17 protein-coding genes are annotated in these 25,839 nt (G+C 64.1%); 4 read left to right on the top strand and 13 right to left on the bottom strand.

What is annotated here, in order from left to right; all coding sequences use genetic code 11:
* Positions 1-225: 225 nt before the first annotated feature.
* Both JDV76_RS12320 and JDV76_RS12315 read right to left on the bottom strand, forming a co-directional pair.
* A complete protein-coding gene (locus JDV76_RS12320; RefSeq protein ID WP_198737193.1) occupies positions 226-2,439 on the bottom strand; it encodes an NADP-dependent isocitrate dehydrogenase in 2,214 nt (737 codons plus the stop codon).
* Between the two features lie 265 nt (positions 2,440-2,704).
* Complete coding sequence (locus JDV76_RS12315) at positions 2,705-2,983, bottom strand: hypothetical protein (protein ID WP_198737192.1); 279 nt, start codon at positions 2,981-2,983, stop codon at positions 2,705-2,707.
* Positions 2,984-3,108: 125 nt separating this feature from the next.
* Between JDV76_RS12315 and JDV76_RS12310 the strand changes: the two genes are divergently transcribed.
* A complete protein-coding gene (locus tag JDV76_RS12310; RefSeq protein ID WP_198737191.1) occupies positions 3,109-4,020 on the top strand; it encodes an exodeoxyribonuclease III in 912 nt (303 codons plus the stop codon).
* Between the two features lie 65 nt (positions 4,021-4,085).
* Here the strand turns inward: JDV76_RS12310 and JDV76_RS12305 are convergent, their stop codons facing one another.
* The 7 genes from JDV76_RS12305 to JDV76_RS12275 all read right to left on the bottom strand — a co-directional run bounded on the left by JDV76_RS12305 (position 4,086) and on the right by JDV76_RS12275 (position 12,231).
* Entirely contained in the window at positions 4,086-5,096 is a 1,011-nt protein-coding gene (locus JDV76_RS12305; RefSeq protein WP_198737190.1) for a substrate-binding domain-containing protein, read from the bottom strand.
* A 128-nt stretch (positions 5,097-5,224) separates the two neighbouring features.
* Positions 5,225-5,650 carry an RbsD/FucU family protein gene (locus JDV76_RS12300; RefSeq protein WP_198737189.1) on the bottom strand — a complete coding sequence of 142 codons (426 nt, stop codon included), beginning with the start codon at positions 5,648-5,650 and terminating at the stop codon, positions 5,225-5,227.
* A 38-nt stretch (positions 5,651-5,688) separates the two neighbouring features.
* The gene (locus JDV76_RS12295) at positions 5,689-7,080 is read right to left on the bottom strand and encodes a sugar porter family MFS transporter (protein ID WP_198737188.1); all 1,392 of its coding nucleotides are present in this window, start codon (positions 7,078-7,080) and stop codon (positions 5,689-5,691) included.
* 45 nt (positions 7,081-7,125) lie between these two features.
* Positions 7,126-7,791 carry a class II aldolase/adducin family protein gene (locus tag JDV76_RS12290; protein WP_198737187.1) on the bottom strand — a complete coding sequence of 222 codons (666 nt, stop codon included), beginning with the start codon at positions 7,789-7,791 and terminating at the stop codon, positions 7,126-7,128.
* A 62-nt stretch (positions 7,792-7,853) separates the two neighbouring features.
* Complete coding sequence (locus JDV76_RS12285; protein WP_198737186.1) at positions 7,854-9,314, bottom strand: rhamnulokinase; 1,461 nt, start codon at positions 9,312-9,314, stop codon at positions 7,854-7,856.
* Positions 9,315-9,353: 39 nt separating this feature from the next.
* A complete protein-coding gene (locus JDV76_RS12280) occupies positions 9,354-11,123 on the bottom strand; it encodes an L-fucose isomerase (RefSeq protein WP_198737185.1) in 1,770 nt (589 codons plus the stop codon).
* Positions 11,124-12,021: 898 nt separating this feature from the next.
* Positions 12,022-12,231, bottom strand: coding sequence for a hypothetical protein (locus JDV76_RS12275; RefSeq protein WP_198737184.1), 210 nt, complete (start codon positions 12,229-12,231; stop codon positions 12,022-12,024).
* A 244-nt stretch (positions 12,232-12,475) separates the two neighbouring features.
* Between JDV76_RS12275 and JDV76_RS12270 the strand changes: the two genes are divergently transcribed.
* Complete coding sequence (locus JDV76_RS12270) at positions 12,476-14,476, top strand: YncE family protein (RefSeq protein ID WP_198737183.1); 2,001 nt, start codon at positions 12,476-12,478, stop codon at positions 14,474-14,476.
* A gap of 127 nt (positions 14,477-14,603) precedes the next feature.
* Here the strand turns inward: JDV76_RS12270 and fucO are convergent, their stop codons facing one another.
* Positions 14,604-15,755: a lactaldehyde reductase gene (fucO, locus tag JDV76_RS12265; protein WP_198737182.1), complete on the bottom strand. Its 1,152-nt coding sequence runs from the start codon at positions 15,753-15,755 to the stop codon at positions 14,604-14,606.
* A 652-nt stretch (positions 15,756-16,407) separates the two neighbouring features.
* Between fucO and JDV76_RS12260 the strand changes: the two genes are divergently transcribed.
* Positions 16,408-17,175 carry a trypsin-like serine protease gene (locus tag JDV76_RS12260; protein ID WP_198737181.1) on the top strand — a complete coding sequence of 256 codons (768 nt, stop codon included), beginning with the start codon at positions 16,408-16,410 and terminating at the stop codon, positions 17,173-17,175.
* An 89-nt stretch (positions 17,176-17,264) separates the two neighbouring features.
* On the opposite strand, the gene JDV76_RS12970 is transcribed toward JDV76_RS12260, so the two are convergent.
* Together JDV76_RS12970 and JDV76_RS12250 are read right to left on the bottom strand one after the other, a co-directional pair.
* On the bottom strand, positions 17,265-18,803 hold the full coding sequence (locus JDV76_RS12970; RefSeq protein WP_198737180.1) for a VWA domain-containing protein: 1,539 nt from the start codon (positions 18,801-18,803) through the stop codon (positions 17,265-17,267).
* On the bottom strand, positions 18,800-19,708 hold the full coding sequence (locus JDV76_RS12250) for a magnesium chelatase ATPase subunit I (protein WP_248140698.1): 909 nt from the start codon (positions 19,706-19,708) through the stop codon (positions 18,800-18,802). The genes JDV76_RS12970 and JDV76_RS12250 overlap by 4 nt, the downstream gene beginning before the upstream one ends.
* 432 nt (positions 19,709-20,140) lie before the next feature.
* Here JDV76_RS12250 and JDV76_RS12245 point away from each other — a divergent pair, with 432 nt between their 5' ends.
* On the top strand, positions 20,141-21,712 hold the full coding sequence (locus tag JDV76_RS12245) for an RNA-binding domain-containing protein (RefSeq protein WP_198737179.1): 1,572 nt from the start codon (positions 20,141-20,143) through the stop codon (positions 21,710-21,712).
* Positions 21,713-22,480: 768 nt separating this feature from the next.
* Here JDV76_RS12245 and JDV76_RS12240 read toward each other — a convergent pair.
* Positions 22,481-25,762, bottom strand: a complete 3,282-nt coding sequence (locus tag JDV76_RS12240; protein ID WP_198737178.1) for a cobaltochelatase subunit CobN — start codon at positions 25,760-25,762, stop codon at positions 22,481-22,483.
* Positions 25,763-25,839: the final 77 nt, after the last annotated feature.

The raw sequence follows: 25,839 nt of genomic DNA, 5'->3' as shown, positions 1-25,839 counted from the left end.
GTACCGGGAGCGGATAGTCGACTGGTATCGGCGAAGTGGTGAATCATGATTCGGGACACGGGACTCCTCCGGTACACCGGTTGAATCCCCGCAGTGTTGTTGAACGGAAATGACCCTGGCCGGAAATGGGTGGGACAGTTCGGGTGAGCGGTTCTCCACACCCAACGCTAGGCCCCGCCATTTCATTAGGAATGGCGGGGCCTAGCCGGTGACGGTCGGGGAAGACTACTTCTTCAGACCGTCGATGATGCTGTTGAACTTCTCGCTCGGGCGCATGACGCCGGAGGTCTTGGCATCGTCCGGCTGGTAGTAGCCGCCGAGGTCGACGGGCGCGCCCTGGACCTCGATGAGGGTGGCGTCGATCTCGTCGACCGCGTCCTTCAGTTCGCCGGCGACGGTGGTGAACAGCTCGGCCAGCTCAGTGTCCTCGGTCTGCTTGGCCAGCTCGTCCGCCCAGTAGGTGGCGAGGTAGAAGTGCGAGCCACGGTTGTCGATCTCGTTCACCTTGCGGGACGGGGACTTGCCGTCGTTCAGGACCCGCTCGGTGGCGCGGTCCAGCGCACCGGCGAGCACGTTGGCACGCTCGTAGCCGCTGCGGGCGAAGTGGCGCAGCGACTCAGCCAGGGCGAGGAACTCACCGAGAGAGTCCCAGCGGAGGTGGTTCTCGGCCTGGAGCTGCTGGACGTGCTTCGGGGCGGAACCACCGGCACCGGTCTCGAACAGCCCACCGCCGGCCATGAGCGGCACGACGGAGAGCATCTTGGCGGAGGTGCCGAGCTCGAGGATCGGGAAGAGGTCGGTGAGGTAGTCACGCAGGACGTTGCCGGTGACGGAGATGGTGTCCTCGCCACGGCGGATGCGCTCGACGGAGAACTTGGTGGCCTCAACCGGGCTCATGATGCGGATGTCCAGGCCCTCGGTGTCGTGCTCGCCGAGGTACTTCTCGACGAGTTCGGTGAGGTTGCGGTCGTGCGCGCGCTCCGGGTCGAGCCAGAACACGGCGGGCATGCCGGACTGGCGGGCGCGGTCCACGGCGAGCTTGACCCAGTCGCGGATCGGGGCATCCTTGGCCTGGCAGGCACGCCAGATGTCACCGGTGGCGACCTCGTGCTCGATGAGGGTCTCGCCTGCGGAGTTGGTGACCTTGACGACGCCGTCGGCGGCGATCTTGAAGGTCTTGTCGTGGGATCCGTACTCCTCGGCCTTCTGTGCCATCAGGCCGACGTTCGGGACGGTGCCCATGGTGGTCGGATCGAAGGCGCCGTTGGCGCGGCAGTCCTCGATGACGGCCTGGTAGACACCGGCGTAGGAGGAGTCGGGAAGCACCGCGAGGGTGTCCTCTTCCTGGTCATCCGCGTTCCACATGTGGCCGGAGGTGCGGATCATGGCGGGCATGGAGGCGTCGACGATGACGTCGGACGGGACGTGCAGGTTGGTGATCCCCTTGTGACTGTTGACCATCGCGAGCGACGGGCCCTCGGCCAGTGCCTTGTCGAAGGCGGCCTTGATCTCGGCGCCGTTGTCCAGGTTCTCCAGGCCGGAGTAGATCGCGGCCAGGCCGGACTCGCCGTCCAGGCCGGCGGCCATGAGCTGCTCACCGTAGGTGGCGTAGACGTCGGCGAAGAAGGTGCGTACGACGTAGCCGAAGATGATCGGGTCGGAGACCTTCATCATCGTGGCCTTGAGGTGCACGGAGAACAGGACGTTCTCCTCCTTGGCGCGCGCGACCTGCGCGGCGAGGAATTCCTGCAGCGCGGCGGCGCGCATGACGGTGCCGTCGATGACCTCACCCTCGAGGACCTTGAGGTTATCCTTCAGGACCGTCTCACTGCCGTCGGTTGCGACGTGCGTGATGGTGAGGGCGTCGGCGGCGGGCATGATGACCGACTTCTCGTTGTGGCGGAAGTCGCCCTCATCCATGGTGGCGACATTCGTCTTGGAATCGGCGGTCCAGGCACCCATGCGGTGCGGGAACTTGCGGACGAAGTTCTTGACGGCCTCGGGCGCGCGGCGATCAGAGTTGCCCTCACGCAGGACCGGATTGACGGCGGAGCCCTTCACGGCGTCGTAGCGGGCGCGGACGTCGGCGTCCTCGTCGGTCTCGACCTTGTCCGGGTAGTCGGGCAGATCGTAGCCCTGGGACTGCAGCTCGGCGATCGCTGCCTTCAACTGTGGTACTGACGCTGAAATGTTGGGGAGCTTGATGATGTTGGCCTCGGGCGTCTTCGCGAGCTCACCGAGCTCGGCGAGAGCGTCATCGACGCGCTGATCCTCGGACAGACGATCCGGGAACTGCGCCAGGATACGACCTGCGAGGGAGATGTCGCGGGTCTCGACATCGATGCCCGCGGTGGAGGCGAAGGCTTCGATGATCGGCTTCAGCGAATAGGTCGCGAGCAGCGGTGCTTCGTCGGTGCGGGTGTAGATGATCTTAGCCAAGAGGGACTCCCAAGAATTATCGGATATGGTTCGACTCACCAGAATACCTGTTCACTGTTCGGCTGGTGGCGTTCTCACCCTTGAAAAGGGTGGAATCGGCGCCCCGTCCACACCCGGGGGACACCCGTCTCCTGCGTGCTGAGCGGCTCGCCCACCCGGTTCGGGGGCGTTCCCCGACCGGACCACAGTGCCCGCAGGCTCCCCGTTACCGTCACATTCGGCCAACGCAGGGAGGCTTGCATCCTTCAACGGGGGCACGGTGTGGTCACCGGGTGAACCCGTAGAACACGGTGACCAGTAGGACGGTGAGAAAAGGCGCCATCATGCTGAGCAGTCCGAGTGGTATCCACCGGTACTGCTTCGCGACAACGCTGACCATGACACTGATCGCCCCCAACACGATGCTGATCGCCATGGAATTGTCGACCAGCGGCCCGCTGAAACTGGTGAAACCGATGATCCAGGGGAGTACGATTCCGATTCCTGCGGTAGTGATGATCACGGTACGCAGCCAGCGGCCGTGAGTAGAGGAGATGTGGGCCATGGGCGCCTTCCGGTTAGTGGTTGTTTTACGCTGCTGCGCCCCAGTGTCCACGGGACGGCGTGTGGGCTCAACGCTGAGGGGGCTGCCGATCACCCCGCTTCCGGTGGCTGACTATCGTGGGTGGCATGTCTTTCACCGTCACCACCGTCAACGTCAACGGCATCCGAGCTGCAGTGAAGAAACGCAGTGAAGAGAACCTGGGACTGCACGCCTGGCTGGAGCAATCGAACACCGATGTGGTGCTCATGCAGGAGGTTCGAGCCAGCGACAAGCAGGCCCGTGACGCCCTCGCTCCGGCGCTCGATGCCGGCTGGCACTGGGTCGGTGCGGAGTCGGCGGCGAAAGGGCGTGCCGGAGTCGGAATTCTGTCCCGAACTCCGCTGGCGAACGTCGAGATAGGGTTCGGATCTTTCACGGAGTCCGGCAGGTGGGTCGCGGCGGACGTCGAGGGCCACGGCGTCCGGGTGGCATCGCTCTATCTTCCCTCCGGTTCGGCGGACACCGCCAAGCAGGATGAGAAATACTTTTTCCTCGATGAGTTCACAGGTGTTCTCGCGGCGCAGGCAGCCACCCATGAGCAGATGGTTATCGGCGGGGACTGGAACATCTGCCACCGCCGCGAGGATCTGAAGAACTGGAAGACGAACAGAAAGAAGTCCGGCTTCCTACCGGACGAGCGTGCGTTCATGGACTCCGTCTTCGGAACCTTCCCCGATGACGCCACCCAGGTCGAAGGTGCGGGTAGCTTTGCCGGAGCCGTCGATTACGTTCGTGATGCGGTACTCCCAGAGCGCCGAATTCCCGATGAGCCGCAGTGGTTTGACGTGGCGCGTCGGCTGCAACCGGAAGGTGACGGACCCTACACCTGGTGGACGTATCGAGGGAAGGCCTTCGACACCGACGCCGGGTGGCGTATCGACTATCAGGCGGCGACGAAGGCACTGCTGGACCGGGCCGAGAAGACTTGGGTGGACAAGGCGGAGGATTACGCACTGCGCTGGTCTGACCATTCTCCGCTGAATGTCACGTACCGGTGAGAGGACGACCCGGCATGTTTCACCGGCATTTCACCGCCGGTGAAACAATCTAACTCCCTCCGAGCTCACCAGGGGCGCGGGCGCGTTGATTTGCGGATGACGAGTTCGGTGGGAAGTTGGCGGTGCCTGCGGGGTTCCCCGGCGATGATCCTGTCGAGTTCTTCCAGTGCCGTTCTGCCGAGGGCGGTGAAGTCCTGCCGGACCGTGGTCAGGGACGGGTTCTGGAATTTGGCCTGGGGGATGTCGTCGAAGCCTACGACGGAGACGTCGTCGGGGATGCGGACACCGGCTTTGTAGAGGGCGTGCATCGCTCCGATGGCGATGTCATCGTTTCCGGCGACGATGGCGTCGGGTAGTCCCCGGGAGAGAAGTTCCTCGCCCATCGCGTAGCCGCTCGCGCTCGACCAACTGTCACCGATCAGCCAGTCCGCTTCGGTGTCGTTCGCCGTGCACACCGTCTGGAAGCCACGGAGTCGGACCTGCGCATCCTGCCAGCGGAGATCACCGGTCAGATACACCGGGGCCGAACAACCGATGTCGAAGATGTACTGGCTCGCGGCGATGGCGCCGTCGTACTGGTCGATGGAGACGGTGGACACCCGATTCGTCTCGTGTCTGCCGGCGATGACCACGGCGCAGGGAACCTGTGCCTTTGCCGCGATCACGGGGAGAATGTTGGAGGTGCGGGCCAGGACCACGAGGCCGTCGGGATTGGTTCCGTGCAGATAGGAGATCGCCCGACGCAGTGAGCTGGGATTGTCTGTGGGGGAGGTGGCGATGACGATGTGCCTGCCGCGGGCCGCCAGCTCCGACTCCAGCGCGGAGAATAGCCTGGCGACGCCGTGCCGGATCTCGCCCGTCACGAGGAGTCCCGTTGTCTTGGACTGTTTCGAGGCCAGCGCCCGGGCAGCGAGGTTGACCTCGTACTTGAGCATCGCCGCCGCGTCCTCGACTTGTCTCCGCGTCGCCTCGGATGCCGGGCCGGAGTTGTTGAGAACCCGCGAAACCGTCTGGACACTGACTCCCGCTAGAGCGGCGACATCGCGCATCGTTGCGCGGTTGGGTGCGGGTTTCACGCTGATCGTCTCCGTGGTGCTGCGGTCCTGGAACCTCCAGTGTAATCGGGGTACGGAAACGAATATACGGCGCCCCACAGAACCCAGTCAGGATTCGTGGGACGCCGTGGAACATCGGCTCCGTCGGTTTAGACGACGACCCCCTTCTTTAGGATGATGTTGCCGTAGAGGGCAGTCTCGCCGGTGATGAGCACGGCCCGGGCCTTTCGCGCCTGGTCGTAGAAATCGAAGCGGTCGAAGTGGCCCTCGGTGTGGTGTTCAGGTTCGGCGTTCTCGATGATCGTCCGGTAGGTCGGCCAGATCTCCGGGGTGGGATCATCGCCGAGCGTGTTCATCAGTGCGAACTGCCAGTCGTTGTAGGGATCGAGCGGCATGAGTTTGAGGATTGCCTCAAGGATCTCAGGGATGCCGTGTCCGTCGGCCCGGAGGACGTGGTCGTTGAATTCGGCTCCTGGGAAGTTGGCGTCGGCGATGACGATCTCCTCACCGTGCCCCATGTCCATGAGCACATGGACGAGATCCGGACTCAGGATCTTCGGGATGTTGTTCAGCATGGTGGATACTCCTAGTTGGTATCGGTCAGATCAGCGGATTACTTGGTGACCAGTGCCTCGGCGGGGATGTCCGCCCGCTCCTGCCAGTACTCCTCGATCTCTTCCAGGGACTTGCCCTTGGTCTCGATGACCTGGGTCAGGATGAACCAGACGGCGAGGCCGCTCATGATGGCGAAGAGGAAGAACACCCAGGTGCCGATGGCGGCGATGAGATCGGGGAAGATGAGCGACAGTAGGGCGTTCATCGTGTACTGCGCGAAGGTGATGATGCCGACGCCCAGCGCGCGTGCGCGCAGCGGGAAGATCTCGGGGACATAGGTCCAGAACACCGGGCCGAGTCCGAACCCGAAGGAGAACACGAAGAGGAAGACCGCGATGACGGCGAGCGTGGCGTTCGATTCCGCGAAGAACGTGAGGATCAGCAGCGGCGGGATCTGGCCCGCCAGGGAAACCGTCAGCAGCTTCTTTCGTCCCCACCGGTCGATGAATGCCAGGGAGACGAAGGTGGAGACGACCAGCGCGATACCGACGCCGTAGTTCGCGGCGATACCGGCGTTGGCACCCATGTCCAGGTGCTCGAAGATCTTCGGTGCGTAGTAGACGGCCGCGTTGATACCGGTGAACACTTGGAAGATGACGAGGACGAAGGCGAGGATGACGACGGGACGGAAGGTGCCGAACAGTTCCTTCATCCCGGCGCTCTGCTGCTCCAGGGACTTCTGGATGTCGGCGACCTCACGGTCTACCTCTTCCTTTGTCTCCCGGACCCGGGCGAGGGTCTTCCGGGCACGTTCGATCTGCCCGTCCCGGATTAACCACCGCGGGGACTGGGGCGAGAGGGCCATCCCGATGCCGAAGATGAGGGCCGGGACGAGGCCGAGACCCAGGGTCCACTGCCAGCGGTCCGTGAGTGAGAAGTAGTGGCCGACTGCGTAGGAGGTCAGAATGCCGAAGTTGACGGAGAGCTGGTACAACGAGGCCATCATGCCGCGCAGGTGTGCCGGGGCGATCTCCGAGAGGTAGATCAGGCCGAACATGTTGGCGATACCTGCCGCCATGCCGAGCATGAAACGGAACGCCATCAGGGTCTCGGGGTTGGGCGCCATTGCACAGCCCAATGACCCAACACCGAAGATTGCGGCACCGATCACCAGGAGATTACGGCGTTCAATCTTCTTCTCGAAGGCCGTGGCGACTGCGATGGAGGGGAGCGCACCGAAGAGCAGGAAGGAGACGATCAGGCCTTCGGCGGTCGGATTCAATCCGAATTGGCGCGTGATGTCCGGCAGCGCCAGTGAGATGGCACCGGAGTCGTAGCCGTACAGCAGACCTGCGAGGCCGCCGAGAACGGCGAACACGTAAACGATCGGTTTCGTCCGAGGAGGTTGAGTGCTCGCGACGGATGCGGTGGGTGGAGATGAATGCGTCATGGTCTTGTCCTTCAAGGTCCGGAAGGGAAGGGGGTGAGGGGACCTCTAGAGTCCGTACTGGGCACGCATGCCGATGAGCTTCTCGATCTCATCTGCGGGCAGTTCGCGTTCGCCGTTGATCAGGCGGGTGAGGAAGGTCAGTTGTGCTGTGTACTCCAGGCGCTCCATCTGGAAGTAGGCGTCCCAGACGTCGGAACCCCAGCTCAGAGCGCCGTGCTGCTCCAGGAGGGCGACCTTGTGGGTGAAGGCGAAGGGCTCCACAGAATCCGGGACGGCCTCGGTCGACGGGGTTCCGTAGGGAGCCAGCGGAATCTCCGGCATGGCGATGACCGATTCGGGCATCATCTTCTTGGTCAGCGCCTCGCCTTTGATGGCGAAGGCGGTGCCGTGCAGCGGGTGGGCGTGCACGCAGGCCTTGATGTCGGGGTTTACGCGATACATCCGCAGGTGCATCTTCACTTCGCTGGTGGGCTTGTGGATGCCGCTCGGAGCGGGTTCGACGATGTCGCCGTCCAGGTTCATGAGGATGAGCTTGTCCGGGGTGAGCTGTCCCTTGGAGACGCCGGTCGGGGTGGAGAGGATGTGGTTGTCGTCGACCTTGGCGGTGATGTTGCCGTCGTTGGCGGCGACCATGGTCCGCGACCACAGCATGTAACCCACCTTGCAGATGGCTTCACGCAGTTCCTGGTGGGAGTACTCGGTGTGGGACATTTGGGGTGTTCCTTTCATCGGATGAGATTGGTGATGTGGTGCCTTGGGTGGCACCGGATGCGTTACTTGACCTCTGCGAGGCGCCTGCGCATGTCGTTCCAGCGGGTCGGGTCACGTGGTTCGAAGCGGAGCGGGGTGAACGAACGCTGGATGATTCCGTCGCGTTCACCCGGTTCGATCGCGCCGATCGCCTCGAACTGGCTGAGCAGGTTGCCCGCCGCGGAGGCCTCCGCGGGGCCGCTCAAGACCGGCAGTCCCGTCGCGGAGGCGGTCATCTGGCAGAGCAGGCCGTTGCGGGAGCCGCCGCCGACAATGTTCACGACCTTGGGCCGGGTCCCGGTCAGGTCCGTGACCTCGGAGATCGCGGTGGCGTGCGCAATGGCCAATGACTCGAGTATGAGACGGATGAGCTGGCCGGTGCTTTCCGGCTCCCGTCCGTACAGTTCCCGCATCCGGGCGTGGATCTTCGCGGGCATGTCCCCGGGCGTGGTGAACACCTCGTCGTTCGGGTCGAAGACCATTTTCATGCTGGGGGCGGATTCCGCGGAGACCAGGAGCGCCGGGAGGTCGGTGCTCTTCCCCGCCTGCTGCCATGCGCGCATGCAGTCCTGGAGGATCCACAACCCGGTGATGTTCTTGAGGAGGCGGATGCCGCCGTCGATACGGACCTCGTTGGTGAAGCCGCTGGTGAAGCAGGCGTCGCTTAGTACGGGTTCGTCGGTGCAGGCGCCGACCAGAGTCCAGGAGCCGCAGGAGATGAACACCGACTCCTCGGCGGACACTTCGTCGTGCGGGATGGCGTGGACGGCGCAGGCGGTGTCGTGTCCGCCGGGCCGGACCATGGGGATCCCGGTGATGGTCTCCGGACAGAGGACCATCGAGTCCCGGGAGATGTCGGAGAACCATAGCCGGGGGATTCCGAGTGCGTCGAGCACCTCCTCCGACCATGTGGCGGCCCCCGGAGTGGCCAGACCGGTGGTCGATGAGATCGCGCGGCCGTGGGCCTGTTCCCCGCACAGCAGGGACGCGAAGTAGTCGGGGAGCAGCTGGACCCGTTCGACGGAGTCGACGAGTTCCGGGTGCTGCCGGAGATCGGCGAACAACTGGTTCGCCGTGTTGATGTCTGCGGGCTGGATACCGGTGAGGGCGAAGGCCCGTTCCGCGGGCAGTGCCTCGTTGAACTTCTCGCGGTGCTCCGCCATCCGCGTGTCGCGGTAGGACCGCACGGGGAGCGCGACCTGCCCGTCCTTCTTGACGAGCGCGTAGTCGACGCCCCAGCTATCCACACCGATGGAGTCGATCGCAATCGGGACCCGGGTACGGGCGATGGTGATTCCGGCGATCGCGCCGTCCAAGAGACGGTCGATGTCCCAGGCCAGCGCGCCGTCAACGGTGTCCACCTTATGCGGGAAACGGTGGGCTTCCTGCATTTTCAGGGTTCCGCCGTTGAGCACTCCGACGATCGCGCGACCGTTGGAGGAACCGAGATCGAGAGCTACGGCGGCGTACTGGCTCGGGGACATGACAGTCTTCCTTACTTCAGTGAGGGGATGGACAGGGGATCAGCGGTACAGGGGTCCGAAGTTCGCGCAGGCCCGGAAGTCCGCGCTCTCCAGATCGGTGGTGCCGAAGCTGGACCATGCCCGCGGGCGGAAGATGCGCTCGGGTTCGATGTTGTGCATGAACACCGGGATGCGGAGCATCGATGCCAGGGTCAGCAGCTCGTCGCCGAAGTGGCCGTAGCCGGTCGCCGTGTGGTTGGCGCCCCAGTTGTCCATCCAGTCGTAGACGCTGCGGTGTGCGCCCTCGCCCGTGAGACGCGGGGCGAAGAAGGTGGTCGGCCAGGTGGGGTTGGTGCGGTCGGCGATGGTGTCGCGGACCTCGTCGGGAACCATGACCGTCCAGCCCTCGGAGACCTGGAGAGCGAGACCCAGGCCGTCGACCATCACCAGGCGGGAAGCTGTGACGGGGAGGTCACCCGGGGTGTTGAAGTGGGTGGAGAAGCCGCCGCCCGGGAAGTATTCCTTGATGGCCGCGTGGAACGTGCTGGCCTTGATGTCGGCCTCGATGTCCTCGTCGGTCATCTCCCACCAGGGCTTGATGGTGGGGTTGCCGTCGGCGTCCTTGGCGCCGCAGGCGCCATCGAGCGCGGTGGCACCGGAGTTGCGCAGGTCAACGAAACCGTTGGCAGCGTGTCCGCTGAGCTCGTATCCGGTGACCCGCTTTACCGCCTCCGGCGACCAGTAGGTGCGCACGTCGCTGAAGAGCTGCGAGCGGTTGGTCAGCAGGTTGTTGAGCAGCATGGCCAGGCCGTTGAGCACGTCGCCCTCGGTGGCGAGGATGGAGGGCTGACGCTTGCCGTTCCAGTCGAAGCTGGTGTTGAGGATGGTCTCCAGCAGGTCGCCGTTGGGCTTGTAGTCCGTCCACTGGCGCTGTCCCTGGAAGCCGGCAGCGATGGCGTCGTGACCGTGGGCCTCCTCGGCGAAGCCCATCTCGGCGAGCTTCGGATTGCCGTTCATGAGGTCGTTGGCGACGAGGGTCATCTTGGTGATGTAGTCCCACTGCTCCTCGTACTCGGCCTCGGTGAGACGCTTGTCCTCGGGGTTGGGGTTCTCGCCCTCGACGAGATTTTCCCGCACCCACTTGCGGGCGATCTCGTACTCGTCCTTGTCGTAGATGCCCTGGGTTATCCGGCGGTCGAACTCGATCATGTCGATGTACTCGGACTTCAGGCCCAGGTACTTGAGGATGTCGACCTCGGGGACGCGGCAGCCCGCGATACCCATGGATACGGTGCCCATGGCGAGGTAGCTGCGGCCCTTCATCTGGCCGACGGCGATGGCGGCCCGGGCGAACTTGAGGATCTGCGCGACGACGTCATCGGTCAGTCCGTCGTCGGAGGCGTCCTGGACATCGTGGCCGTAGATGCCGAAGGCCGGGATGCCCAGCTGCGTGTAGGCGGCCAGTGCGGCGGCGAGGGTGACCGCGCCGGGACGCTCGGTGCCGTTGAAGCCCCAGATGGCGTGGGGGATGGAGGGATCGAGGTCCATGACCTCGGTGACGTAGTTCCAGGAGGAGGTGACGGTCAGGTCGGCGCCGACGTTGTGGGCGTCGAACTTCCTCTTGCAGGCGGCGGCCTCCGCAGCGCCACCGATCGTGGTGTCGGCGATGACGACCTCGACCGGCTCGCCGTCGGTGTAGCGGACGTTCTCGCGCAGCAGCTTCGCGACGTTGTGCGCGAGCTCCATGGTCTGGTCCTCCAGGGACTCCCGAACGCCGCCGAGACGACCGTCGATGAGGGGGCGGATACCGATTGCCGGATGGTTGGTCATGATGGATCCTTTCCAGGTTGTGTGAACGATCCCATTCGGTTGGTGCGCTATCAACAGCAACTTCAAGCGCAACATCCTGTGTTCGTCCACTTATGTGAACGTTCTTAGTATGAGTGTGGCGTTAGGCGGGGGATCCTGTCAAGGGTGACCGGTATCACTGCATTATTTGTGCAGTTCGGGCGGACTTTCTAGGATTTTCTCTTAGGGGAAAGGGGTTCTGAAACAGGGCTGATAGCGTTAACATTCACAATCCTGCGCCACTTCTCCGCGGGTGTGTCCTGCGTGGAACTGCGTGCGGGTGCGCGCCTGGTGTGGGGGGGGGGCGGAACCGCATCCGGGTCGTGTGGGTTGCACTTGAGCTGGGGTGGCCCCAGTGAAGGGTGCGCGGGCTAGTGTCGACCGGGGTGGGGTTGGGTAGCTATTCCCTGATGTCCGCCAGGGGGTGGCGCCTCCGGTGGCGCAATGCTGATGGCAGTGGCCGGATGGGGCATGTTGGGAAGGTTCTGTGGGTGTCCAGCATGAGGGTGTCTCCGTGAACGTCTGCGGTCGGTGGAGTATCGGCGCGTGTCGGTGCCCGGTGATAGGTCGCATCGCGCAGGGGTTGGTTTTCCCCGCTCCTGGCCGGTTTGATCTCTTTCCGTGTGCAGACGTGGCATCTCCGGGGCCTTACTGACCTCCGGATCTAACCTCCGGGGAGGATTGCTGGAGGGGCCGTTGGATCCGGCTGGAGCGTGGTCAGATCGTACCGGGAGGCCCGGTGTTCTACCGAACGCTGTCCGGCCTTTTTGGGAGGTTCCGGCCGGAGGCTATGGGTGGGGGGGTATGCGGATCCCCGATGTCTGGATGTTGCCGGATCGTGTCGCGGTGTTGAAGTACTGTGGAGTCCGTGCGGTGCAGACTATTTCTCGCGGTATCGGAAGAAATGGTTGTAGCCCTTGGTGACCAGTGCGAATACGAGGATGGAGAGCGCCGAGGTGAATACCACGTAGCCGAGTGATGCAAACGGGTGGGCGGTGTCGATGAAGCCAGCTGACCACGACAGCACAAGCGCGAACGCGATGCTCGCGACCGTCAGTTCGACTTTGGTGATGCCCGGTTTCCGTTTCATGATGCACAAGCCTAGCAAGTGGGGTTGCCGGGGAATGACGTCGTGCGGATGTGGGGCGAGTGGTGGCTCGAATGGGTTTGTGGGCGAGGTATGGGTCTGTGATTCCGGACACTGCCGTGGAGCTGAGGTTGCCCCACGCTCCGACATGCGATTAGCTTAGCCTTTGCTAAGGGTGGCTGGATTCTTGCTGTGCCGTCCCTCAGGCGCTTTCCCATGTTGAAGACAACCTCTATAGGAGTTTTTCGTGAGCGTAATGCCACATCACCGTTCCGGTCGGCGGGCTCTTGCCGCACTGGTCACCACCACTCTTCTCGCCGGCGGCATCGCTGTCACCGCACCGAACGCCCTGGCGCAGGAAAACACTGCTGTCGAGGCTACGGCTGCCCCGGAAGCCACAACCGTCACCGCTACCGGAATCAACCGGGGAACCGTTGCCGTGGCCACCGTGTCCGCGGGCGAAGGCACCTTCCCCAACGGTGCGGACGTAACCGTGACCGTCGGCGGAAAGGCCGCACAGTTCTTCGTCGTCGTCGCAGGCAAGGGCACCGCAGTTGATTCGGTGAAGGCCTCCGAAACCGGGGCGTTGGAGGCCGTGGTGATGACGCCGTCATCGAAGGACACCGACGGCGCAACCCTTCCCGTCATGTTCACCGCCGGTGATGTGGCCCGTAGCATCGACGTTGAATTCGTCGGTGGCCGTGCTGCCCGTCAGTCCGTCCTTTTCGGGCGCACCGAGGCTCCCGCCATCGAGTACACCTCCCTCGGAAGCACTGTCACCGCGACGTTGCAGAACCTTGAACCCGGTGCGACTCTGGTCGCTGTCGGTGTCGAAGGCCAGAACTGGCTTCCGGACGGGGTCACGTACACCGCTGACGATGACGGAGCCATCGTCGTCCCCGAGGTCAATATCCCCAACGATGAGTCGCTCATCGGCAAGGGTATTGGTGCTACGCTGCGGCTCATCGACGGTACCGAGAAGACCCTCGTCGCCCGCCGCAATGGTGTGACCCCGGCTGTTGACGCGATGAATGAGAGCAGGATCAACGTCCTCGCGGAAAAGAAGGTCAGCCCCGGCCTCTACCAGTCCGTGTATTCGAAGGGCCTCAATGCTCTGTTCGTCACCCGCGCGCCGTTCAACCTCGATGAGCACTCCCAGATCCTCAAGCTGAATCCCGATACCCTCGAGGTTGACCCGAACTTCAACCCGATCGTCACCCCCGAAGGCGAGGTCACTCCCCGCGAGGACAGGGCGTTCGGTATTGCCGTTGACGAGAAGAACAACACCCTGTGGGTCGGGCGTACCCTCGGTGGTTCTGTCACCGCGTACGATGCCACCACCGGAAACGTGAAGAAGGCCTTCCCCGTCAACGTGTCGGGCATGTCCCACCCGCGTGACATCGTTGTTGATGAAACGACCAGCCTCGTCTATGTCGGTGATGTGACCTCCAAGAACACGTCAGATGTCTCCGAGAACAACATTCGCATCTTCGACGGTAAAACTCTGGAGGAGAAGGGCTCGATCTCGATCCCGAACTTCCAGAAGGGGCCGATGGAGCTGAATCTCGATCAGGCCAGCCGCACGATCTACACCGTTGACTTCACCGGAAAGACGGCCGCGAAGATCGAGCTTGGCGCCGACAACAAGGTCACCACCTACGACCTTGGCAACCCGGAGGTCCAGGGGGATCGTGGTGCTGGTGTCGCCTACGACAGCAAGCGTAACCGCCTCTACGTCGCCACGCAGGCGCCTTCCTGGGTCAAGGTCATCGACCTGAACACCGGAACGGTTATCTCCACGATCACCACCGGAGCTAGCCCGCTGGATGTGCTCTACGATTCAGTCAATGACGTGGTCTACTCCATCAACCGCCTCGGCGCCACGGTGAACCTGATCGACCCGAAGACCTTCAAGGTCACCGCGACCCGCCGGATCGACTACCTGCCCAACCAGCTCTCCACCGACGGCAACGGCAACGTATTCATCACCACCAAGCCGTCGCGGGACTTCGGCGACAACGACACCATCTACAAGGTCACCGTTGACCGTGCAGGCAACGGCTCGACCGACATCAAGGGTTCCTCGGAGGTTCCAGGATCCTCTGACGTGAAGGGATCCAACGCCTTCGTCGGCGGCGGACTGCTCGCCATCCTCGGTGTGCTCGCCGCCCTCGGTGCACTCATCGGTGGACTGGTCCACGCAGTCCAGACCGGACTCCTCGGACACTTCAACCTCCCGAAGCTCTAGGAGCTACCGGCGCGGTTCTTCGAAGTGACCGAAGGAACCGGTGCCATAAAGAAGGACCGCCTGGGATCATGGATCCTGGGCGGTCCGTCCTTTCCCCTCCTTAACCCGCGGGTAAAGGAAACAGAGATCAGAGCAGCGAGGCGTAGATCTCCCGAATCTCGTCCCGCGTCGCTTCGCGCGGATTACCGGGGGTGCAGACGTCAGCGAAGGCATCGTCAGCGAGTGCGTCGAGACCCGTCTCATCGACACCTATCTCGGAGACCCTGGTCGGGTTGCCGACCCGGACGGTCAGATCGGCGACAGCGTCACACGCAGCCTTGCGTGCCTCATCGAGGGGCATATCGTAGGCATTCTTCACACCGAATGCGTCGGCGATGTCGCGGTACTTTTCCCCGGAGTACTCGGCGTTGTAGCGCATCACCGGCGCCAGGAGAATACCGTTGGCCACCCCGTGGGGTGCGTGATAGCGGCCGCCGAGCGGATGAGCCATACCGTGGACGAGCCCGAGCCCGACGTTGGAGTAGCCCATGCCCGCGATGTAGCTGGCGTAGGCCATCTTCTCGCCGGCCTCCGCATCGCCGTCGAGGGACTTCTCCAGGTTTGCCGCAACCATCCGGATGGCGGTCATGTGGACGGAGTCGGACAGCTCCCAGGCACCCTTGGTGATGTATCCCTCGATCGCGTGCGTGAGGGCGTCGAGGCCGGTGGCGGCCTTCAGCCCTCGTGGCATGGAGTCCGTCAGATCCGGGTCGACGATGGCGAGGAGCGGAATATCGTGCGGGTCGACGCACACGAACTTCCGCTGATTCTGGGTGTCGGTGATGACGTAGTTGATCGTCGTCTCCGAAGCGGTACCTGCCGTGGTTGGGATACCGATGATCGGGATGGACGGATTCTTCGTGTCCGCCACGCCCTCAAGGGAAAGGACATCGGAGAACTCTGGGTTTGCCGCGATGATACCGACCGCTTTCGCGGTATCCTGCGGGGAACCACCACCGAGACCGATCAACGCGTCGGCACCGCACTGCTTGAACACCTCGACCGCGGCCTTGACGTTCTCCACCGGGGGATTGGGACGGACATCGCTGAAGATCTCGTAGGGGAATTCGGCTTCGTCGAGAAGATCGGTGATCTTCGCCGTGACACCCGTCTCCAAGAGAATGGCGTCCGTGATCAGCAGAACCTTGTTCAGATTGCGGGAACGCAGTTCGGGAACCAGATTCGAGATCGCACCACGCCCGAAGTAGGACGTCTGGTTGAAGATCATTCTGTGCGTCATGGTTTCTTTCCAACTTTCTGGATCACCAGGTGTGATCCGGCAGGTCCACGTACCGCCCGGGGTGCCGGACGGACGCCCGGAGATGGAGGGACCTGTCTCAACCGCATGCAGGAAACAAGTCCGATGAGTCAACCGGACGTAACAAAAATTATACGCCTTAGGGATTCGGTTATCCGGGTCCCGGATCACGCCGCCCACGAGGATCGGGGAGGTGGGCATCCGGAGCGCATGACCCACCAACTCGGCAGAGGACACTGAAATACGCGGCCTCGACAACAGCTTTTGATTGACTGGTGTGCGGCCGGACAGTAGGTGATCGGAGGGGGATATTCGTGTGGTCCCCGGATACCGGGCCACGTCTTCTGCTCGGCACGCCCCGGGGACTCGCGGTCGGCCCTGCCGATCTGAGGATGCAGCCATCTGCAAGCGTGAAACAGCCGAAATGTGCCGAAACAGGCATAGCAAAGCACGTGCTATCACTGTAGTGTCGCAAGTGAGCTACTTTACAGGCCATTGTGCACTGTGACCTGGGCAGTCCGGGATGGTAGCCCCGGGCTGCGTGCTCGCTTCATCCATCAGTGACGGGGATCTTCCGCTGAAGGCGTCCGTCACAGTGACTACGTCACCTACGTCATGTGAAGGAAAGCGCACCATGAGCAGTTTTCTGAAGATGTTCCGACGGGTCGCCCTATCGACCGCAGTTGGAACTGCACTTGTTATGTCGTCGATTGTCCCTGCGCAGGCGGTCGTCGGTGGATTCAACTCGAATCAGGGGGCCACCGTGAAGCTCTGGGCCTACGGGTATAAAGCCGCCGATCTCCTGTGTAGCGGTAGCCACATCGGCCAAGGATGGGTGCTCACCGCGAAACATTGTGTGAACGATATCGGAGTCAACACGGATTCCACCCGGGTGGTGTGGGGTAATCCGAACATCAACTGGAACACCGAGAACTACTCCGGATCGAATTCCTCGGTCGATGAAATCGTGACCAATCCTGACTCGAAAAAGGACCTGGCACTGGTCCATGCCCCCGGCCTGGCTCAGTCCTGGGCACCCAGTTATTACCTGCGGTCGGGTGGACAGGCGGAAGACCTGAAGAACGCCAGCTGCATCGCCTACGGATACGGACTCTGGAAGGACGATTTCTACGCGAACGGGGCATACGCCAAGCACCAGCGTGGATTGAATGTCCGGATCACCACAGCCCGCACCAACATCACGAGCTCCAACTCGTCTCAACTCCGTGGAAAGGGACACAACGGTGGGTTCCTCAACACGGGAGACTCCGGAGGATCACTCATCTGCAACGGTGTGCTGTCCGGTGTGACCGTCGCCTACTGGCCGGGATCGAACACCAACACGTTCATGTCCATCTCGGACGCGGAACGTCAGTGGATCACCGACGTCACCGGTATCTGACCGCACCCCGGTGAACTGATGCGAGAGCTGCTGGTCGGGAGCACCGGGGATGAAGTCGAGTCACGACCCCGGCCAATGGTCCCGCACCATCACCTCCCCGCAGCCGCCCGGAGCCACCCGATGTCCCCGGTGCCGGTCCGTCGGCGTCGGCCCCGGCCTGCGTTCAGCGGAACGACATCGACGCCGCTGACTGCGGATGCGAGCAGTCGCATGGCCTGCACGGCATCGGCGCGGGCGGCCTCCTTCCCCGTTGCGTGGAGGCCGATGTTCGCGGCACCGTCCGTGAGGATCAGCGCGCGGACCCTCTCGGGATCCTGTCGTCCGGCCACCCGGGCCGCCAGCAGTAGCGCCGAGGCCAGTGGTGTACCGCCGCCGGTGGGCAGGGAACGCACGCAGTCACGGGCGCGGGAGACGGACTTCGTCGGGGGAAGCCCGAGGTAGGCCTCCCGGCCGCGGGCGATGACTATCGCCACCCGGTTGCGTTGCCGGTAGCCCTGTTCCAGTACTCCCAGTGCCACGGCCTTCGCCGTGCGGATCGCCCCGACACCCATCGAGCCAGAGGCGTCGACGACGATGACGGCCAGCTCACCGCCCCGGGACAGACGCACCTGGGTACGCAGATCGTCCCGTTCCAGGAGTACACCGCGGGGATCGTCCGGGGTCGCGCGTCGCCGGACAGGCTGCCAGGGTGCCGCAGTCGCGAGCGTCGGCAACAGCGCGAGGGAGTCCCCCGGATTCCTCATCGCCACGGATCTCCGTGGTCGGCCACGCGTGCGGGAGGGCTCGAGTGCGCCCCCACCACCTGGCCAGCGCGGTCCACGGGCGCGTCCGCGGCCGAGCCGCGGCGGCGGGGGAGTGGTCTGCTCTTCGTCAGCGTCCTGCGCCGGTTTCTCCGCATCCCGGGGACGCGGCGGTTCCGGCTTCTCTTCCGGTTCCTGATCCGGCTCTGTGTCCTCCGGAGGCTCTGTTTCCTCTGTCGGCTCCTCGGGTGGTGGCGGTTGTTGCGCTGGCGGCGGGGCGTCCGGAACCCGGGGTGCGATGATCAGCGCGTGTACCGCGGCGAGGATTTCATCGGCACCGGCACCGGTCCGGGCGAGTGCCGTGGCGAAACGTGCGGCGGGGACGTCGAGACAGTGGGCCGCGAGGCCGGAGGCGGTGAGAAGGTCCACGATCTGTTCGACCGGAACCTCCACGCGGGAAGGTGCGGTGGCGGCACTGTCGCTGATGGTGCTGAGCGTGGGGACGCCGTCGAGAAGCGAACGGAGCACCGCGACCGGGTCATCGTCACCATCGCCTGTCAGCGGGAGGATCAGGTGGCAGCGGTCCAGCAGCGCGCCTGGCACCTCATTCAGGTCGGTGGCGCGGGCGAGCACCCGGGGGCTCGTGATCGCGGCGGCCTGCTCCGTGGCGAGCACATCACCGTGCGCCACCACCGCCGTCGGCGTGGACCCGGTGGTCCGGTTGATCTCCGGAAGCTCCATCCCGGGCGTGACCGACACACCCCCGGCCAGTTCCCGGAGCGTTGGCCAGGCGGCGTCGATGAGGGCCGGGTCTCCGGTGACCACCAGCCCCACCCGCGGTGCACGGGCCCAGGCATCCAACCAGCGGCGCAGCTCGGAGGAGATCACGCCAGCACCGAATCCAGCCGTTCCTCCACGTCCGCGGGCGTCTCGAAGGCCTCGCGGGCGACACGATGCCGCAGACACAGCTTCGCGACGGCATGCACGTCCCGATCCTCGACCGAGGTCCTGGCATCGAGTGCGGCGTGCGCCGCGGACGCCCGACTGACCACGAGTTCAGCCCGGTGCCCGACGGTGCCCGCCGCGGCACAAACCTCGATGATCCGTGCGAGCAGTCCGTCATCAAGCGTCACCTCGGGTAGCAGGTCGCGGGCGGCCACCACCCGCTCACCCAGCGCACCCTGCCGGGCGGACATGGACGCCAGGAAGGAATCCGGGTCACGGTCGAAGGCCAGACGGTTGCGCACGATCTCCAGGCGGACCGCGGGATCGGTGATGGTGGTGACCCACGTCGCCAACCCGAACCGGTCCTGCAACTGCGGCCGCAGATCACCCTCCTCCGGATTTCCCGACCCCACGAGCACGAACCGCGCCGGGTGGGTGTGCGACACGCCCTCACGCTCCACGATGTTCACCCCGGACGCCGCGACATCGAGGAGCACGTCCACCAGGTGATCGTCCAGCAGGTTGATCTCGTCGATGTAGAGGAAACCGCCGTGCGCGTCGGCCAGCAGCCCCGGGCGGAACTTCGTCTCCCCGCGCGCGAGGGCGGCATCGATGTCGAGGGAACCGATCACCCGGTCCTCCGTCACACCCAGCGGCATGTCCACCACCGGAGTGCTCAGCCCCGCCCCTTCCAGAAGGGCACCGAGGGCACGCACCGTGGTGGTCTTGCCCGTGCCCCGGTCGCCGAGCGCGAGCACGCCGCCGATCAGTGGATCCACGGCACACAGCAGCAGGGCGGACTTCATCTCGTCCTGGCCGACGATTCCGGTGAACGGGTAAGTGGGCACTGGTCAGGGGCTCCTAACGAAGATGACTGGAAACTAACAGCTACGCGGCCAGTGTAAACCCGGTGGGGGAATGTACTTCTCAAGGCACGGTAGTGGTGTTCACTGTGGGGCGGAGGCGTACTTTTGGCCCACAGTGTGACTTTTTACAGTGGGGACGATAAGTGCGGGATTTCTTGCCCTGTTCCGTTCTCGCAGGTGGTTACGGGTTGTCGGTGTTTTTCGATGCTGGGCCGAAGCTTGAGTCATGTTCACAGTGCAATTTTCTTGCAGTGTGTGGTCGCAGTGTGAAAACGTGGTAGGTGGTGGGGGCGTGGGTAAATGTGCTGGTTGCTGGACTGTTTTTGTACAGGTTTGACCTTGTAGCTTCTATCACACTCTAAATTTTCATAGTGTGAGTTGTAGTGTGTGGGTATGCGGTGGACAGTGGCAGACGTGGAACGGATCCTCGACGAGATGCGTGCACGCCGAGGGGATACCACCTCTGTTGAGGTGAAGCGCGCGGCCGGTGGACTGCCAAAGCTGGCGGAGACGCTGTGTGCCTTCGCCAATATGCCCGACGGGGGAACCATCGTGCTTGGCGTGGATGAAAATGGTGGGCGTTTCGATGTCGTTGGTGTATCAGATATCGCAGAAATGGAAGCTGGGGTTGTTTCGACGGCGCGCCAAACGGTCGAACCGGCACCGTACCTTGACTTTCAGGATGTGTCGATCAGCGGCAAAAAGATCCTCATCGTGCACGTATCGCCGTTGCGGATCACGGATAAACCCGCCTACGTGAAAGATCGTGCCTATCTGCGTCAAGCGGACGGGGACTATCGTATGCAGCCCCATGAGATTCGCATGATCGAGGTAGCGAAGCTGCATGCCGACGAACGCATGGATTATGATATCCAGCCGGTAGTGGGTCGAAGCCTGGACGACCTGGTTCCGGAGCTCGTCTCTGGATATGTCGCTGCAACACGCTCGAAGGACCGACGGTTGTACGACGCGACCGATCAGCAGATCTTGGAATGGACGAATGTCCTCACTGCGTCGGGAGAGCCGACGCTCGCGGGGTTCTATGCGCTGGGCGCTTATCCGCAGGGTCGGTACCCGACTCTGACGGTAACCGCAGCCGTCCAATTGAGCGGTGGAGAGGGAAAAGCCCGGACCCGTAATCTCCACGATTTCAACGGACCGTTGCCGGTGTTGTTGGAAGAAATCATGGAGTGGGTACTGAGAAACATCGACGTCATACGCCGCTACCGGAACGATGGGCATATGGAGGAGGTTCCGGAACTACCGCTCAATGCGGTCCGTGAACTGGTCGCAAACGCCCTTGTCCACCGTGACCTGGGGCCGCACACGATGGGCGTCGGTAAGCAGATTCAGATTCGACTCACCGACAAGAACTTGTTCATTCAAAGCCCAGGTGGGCTCCGCGGGGTGTCTCTCGCGCAGTTGGAAAGTATGGAACATGCGCAGGCTGCGGTGAATCAGAGGCTTTATCAGATCGCGAAACGGTTGAAGACGGAGAATGATGGAGCATCCATCATTGAAGGTGAGGGTGGTGGCATCCGGGAAGTGATCCGGTCGGTAGCTGCGCGTGAATTACCGCCCCCACAGCTCAGTGACACCGGCGTCCAGTTTACGGCGCGTTTGTGGCGGCCCGGGCGGCAAGACAATTCGTTGCCGGCCGCTCCAGTTCCGTCGCCTTCGATCGCTTCCGGGCGGAAATGTGCGGAGGACTCGGTTTCTGTGCGGAATCCGCAGTCGCAGGGAACCCAGCGGCCAGGTCGCTCTCTTCCCCGCAGCTCGGTACCGACAAAGAATGAGGAAGCGGTTGTATCCGAACTGGTTCGTAGCGGCACGGCTGTGACGATCCGAGAACTTGCAGAGAGAACGAACCTCAGTGTGGGACAGGTGCGCTATGCCCTGACTCAGCCAATGCGGGATGGTTTTGTTCTCATGGAGGGACACCAGGGCGTGCGTAGCACGCGATACCGGATAGTGGACGAATCCTGACATTGGGTAGCGGGCGATGATTCCGGAGGGGGAATACCACGGGGTGTCACCCCGAACCGGAGAGATTCCGCGTCGGCATTGATACCCCAGCCAACTCCTGATTTTTCGCGGTGGTCGCTGAGGTCGTGGAATCGTCTGAAGTGTGCGGGGCAGGTCGATGACGTCCTGCTTCTTTCTATCGTGGTCACCGGTGGGGGTGAAGCGGGACAGAGGTAAGAGGATCTCGGAGGTGATGGTCCTTTCAAACTCGCTACAGCGTTGGGCGGTGGTGTATTCCTGCCGCTATTTGTTGATTTTCCGTCGATGGAGACAGAGTCCACAGCTTTCTTGATGAGGTCTTTCTTGTTTCGCGGAGTGGGTATGGAGTCCACTGAGCGGGTGATCTTGGTTTCGTCCGTTCTAGTTCGAGGAAGAAACATCAACTAATGAGCAGAAGTTCACCTGATGCGGTGGATGAGTGTGCCGTGCGCTTGGTACCCGACCCCCTATGGAGGCGAGCTGTTCGGACTAGCAGGCCGTCACAGTTGTTGGAGCGCGTTGGGAGTATCGTCCCACAAGATCTGATGCTCGGAATACAGTACATTGAAGCAACGAACACACAGTCTGCCTCGGTCGAAGACGCTCATGGCGAGTTGAAGAAGCTGCAGAGCAACGAGCGGGAGGGCCTGCCGCAGGGATAGGTGACACTCTCGAGATGGCTGGCCAAATGGGGCCGGCTGGAAGGACGTCAGCATGCCCAGGCGCTGCATTCCCGGGCTCCGTCCCCGCTCACATCTCCTCGATACCCTCCAGCACCCCATCCAACTGGTCGGCGATGTCCTCCAACCGGTCGAGCGTGTCCCGGGCGGCGTCCCACAGTCCCCGGTCGGCGGCCTCGAGCAGGCGGTTGGTCATGGAGTTCACCGCCGCTGGGTTGGCCCGCTGCATACGCCCACGCATGTCCTCGTCGAGGAGGAGGTTCTCGGCGGCGCGGTCGAAGACCCAGCCGTCGACGGTGCCGGTGGTGGCCTGCATGCCGAAGGTGTTCTCGAGCCTGGTCCGAACCTGCGCGACTCCGGCGTAGCCGTGGGCGAGCTGCCCCTCGACCCACTTCGGGTTGAGCAGTCGGGTGCGTGACTCGAGCTGCATCGCGTCCCGGAGCGTGCCGACGTTGACGTCGGCCGCCCACGACTGGGAGACGAAGGACGCCGGCGCGTCGCCCCGGAGTTGCGTGATCGCACTGGTCACCCCGCCGAGGAACTCGAAGTAGTGGTCGATTCCGGCGATGGAGGTCTCCGCCGAGTCGACGTTCTGGAAGGTCGCGTCGACGGTGCCGAGCACCTTGCGCAGAACAGTGCCCGCGTCCGCACCGTCGGCGCCGGTGCCCCAGGCGTGGCCCATGCGGGTCAGGTACATCTCGGCGAGATCCTCCTCGCCGTCCCAGTCGCCGGCCTGCACCAGCTTGTTCACCCCGGTGCCGTAGGACCCGGCCGCTGCGGAGAAGATCCGGGTTGCGGCCTCGACCGCCGTGGTGTCCATCTCCTCGGCGTGGGCGCGGGCGTGGGCGGCCAGGGGGTTGAGTTCGTCGGGTTCGTCGAGAGCCGCGACGGCGCGCACCGCCTCGTCGAGGAGCTGCACCGGCTGCGGCAGCACGTCGCGGCACACGCCGGACAGGGTGCACACCACATCCACGCGGGGGCGGCCCAGCTCCTCGGGGGAAAGGATGCGGAAGGTGTCCACGCGGCCCCGGGGTCCGGCGACCGGTTCCACGCCGAGTAGCGCGAACGCCTGGGCGAGGCCCTCGCCGCCGGTCTTGATGTTGTCGATGCCCCACAGCACGATCGCCACCGACTCCGGAAAGCTCCCGTGCGTGTCGACGTGCGCGGCGATGAGCTGCTCCGCCGTCTTCCTGCCCCGCGCGATGGCGGAGGCGGAGGGGACGGAGACAGGGTCGATGGCGTGCAGGTTCCTCCCCGTCGGCAGGGCGTCGGGGCGGCGTGCCGGGTCACCGCCGACGACGGGCGGGGTGTAGCCGCCCGCGAGTGCCCGGATGAGCGCGTCCAGCTCGGTGTTGGACTGCAGTTTCTCCCCCAGGTCGGCGAGGATCGCGGTGCGCTCCGCCTCGCCGGTGTCCGCGAGGTACGTGGCGGCGAGTTCCAGGGAGCGGGCCGTCTGCCGCTGCTCCATCGGACGACCCACGGTGTGCAGGCCGAGGGCAATGGGGGAGCGGCGTACCCGTTCCAGTTCGCGCCGCAGTACGGCCGGATCCTGTGCCTGGTCCTCGGTGAAGTCGGCGCGGAGCGCGGCGTCGACGATCTCCTGTGGCACAGGTCCGGTTTCCGCGCCGGAGGACAGGTGGGTGTCGAGAAGCTCGGCCAGTTCGTCCAGTGCGCCGTACAGTCCGGCGTCCGCCAGCGGCGGGGTGAGGTAGGTGATGAGGCTCGCCGCAGCGCGTCGTTTCGCGATGGTGCCCTCGCCCGGATTCGCCATCACATACAGATAGTGGTGCGGAACGGAGCCGGTGAGCAGGACCGGCCAGTCGGCGGCGGCGAGCCCGGTCTGGCGGCCGGGCATGAACTCGAGCGCGCCGTGGGTGCCGAAGTGCAGCATCACGTCGTGGCCGAAGACGTGTTCCAGCCAGAGATAGTAGGCCGCGAAACTGTGCGACGGCGTGGAGTCGTTCGCCATGAGCAGCTCGGCCGGGTCGGAGACGTCCCCGAACTGCGGCTGCACGCCAACGATGACGTTGCCGAAGCGGGCTCCCCGAATGATCAGGTCGCGGCCGTCGGTGTCCACGGTCCCGGGCAGCCGCCCCCAGGGGCCGTCGATGCGCGCGACGTGCTCACCCAGCACCCTCGCGTACTCGGTGGCCCGCCAGCGGGCGAGTTCGCTGGCCTGCGAGCGTGCCCCACCGGCGCCGTCGCCGACGAGGATGTCCGTCAGTTCCTCGACGGTGTCCGGTACCTCGACGGTGTAGCCCTCATCCTTCAGTCGGCGCAGGAGTGCGTGCAGGGAGGCGAAGACATCGAGCTGCGCGGCGGTGCCGATGGTGCCGTCGCCGTCGTAGCCGAAGATCGTCACCGACACCTTCCGGTCCGCGGGCCGTGCCCGGCTTAGGTCGATGGTGCGGCGTACCCGTTCCGCCAGACGCCGGACAGCCGTCTCGTCTGGGGTGAGGTGGTTCGTGTCCGCGTCGCGGCCCATGAACACCCACGGCACGGTGGCGCCCTCCAACTCGGGCACGGCGATGTTCATGCTCACCGCCGCGGGCCACAGGCCGACCGGCCCGGGGTCCGCGTGCCAGTCCGACAGCGTGCCGCGCTGCAGGGGGACCGGGGTGAGTAACGGTGCGTCCGTCTCCTCCGCGAGCGCCACTCCTCTGTCGGTGGCGGGTGCACCGTGGTTGCCGCAGGCGGTGAAGCCGGTGAGATTCAGCCACACGTCCACCCGGCTCTTCACGTCTGACGGCATGTCCTCCGGGGAACCGAGCCATGTGCGGGTGTCGACGCCCCGCCGGTGTAGGGCTTCCGCGACCGTGCGCAGGTAGCTGTCGTCCCCCGCGGCGACGTTCAGGCCGGTGCCGATGATCCCGCAGGTGCCCACCGGGTGCTCTGGCCCGCGACCGGTGTCGAAGAGCCCGCGTGGGATGTCGTCGGGCATCGGTCCCGGGTCGATATCGGTGTGGCCCGCGACTAGGGCCGACAGTCGGCCCGCGTACACCAGTCGGCCCGGTGTGACCAGGCGCAGTGCGAGCGCTATCCGCGCCTCCGGCGAAGGATCGCGTGGTGGACGCCCCATCCCGGTGCCGTGTGCCGTGGCGATCTGGAGGGACTGCGCCACCGGCGGGGAGGAGAAGAGGGGCCGTCGACCGGCCGCAGCCATGACCCGTTCGCCGAGCACCGGGCTCATCGCGCCCTGGACCCACACCACGTCGGCCTCCGGGGGAAGATCATCGTCAAGTGGCACGCGGATCAGGCGGATGCCGTGCTCCCGGGCCAGTTCATCTGCGGCCCGTCCGATGGTGAGCAGTGCCGGGCCGGTGAAACCCCAGGCGACGATGGTGGTGGTCATGTGTGGTGTGTCTCCGTGGACTGGGACGAGGTCGGACGGGAGGATGGTCTCCACTCTAATGCTCCGGTGCCGCGGGC

Source organism: Corynebacterium marambiense, assembly GCF_016342275.1.
Classification (GTDB): Bacteria; Actinomycetota; Actinomycetes; order Mycobacteriales; family Mycobacteriaceae; genus Corynebacterium; species Corynebacterium marambiense.
The sequence above is the reverse complement of the archived record's forward strand: the minus strand, read 5'-3'. Positions and strand labels throughout refer to the sequence as shown.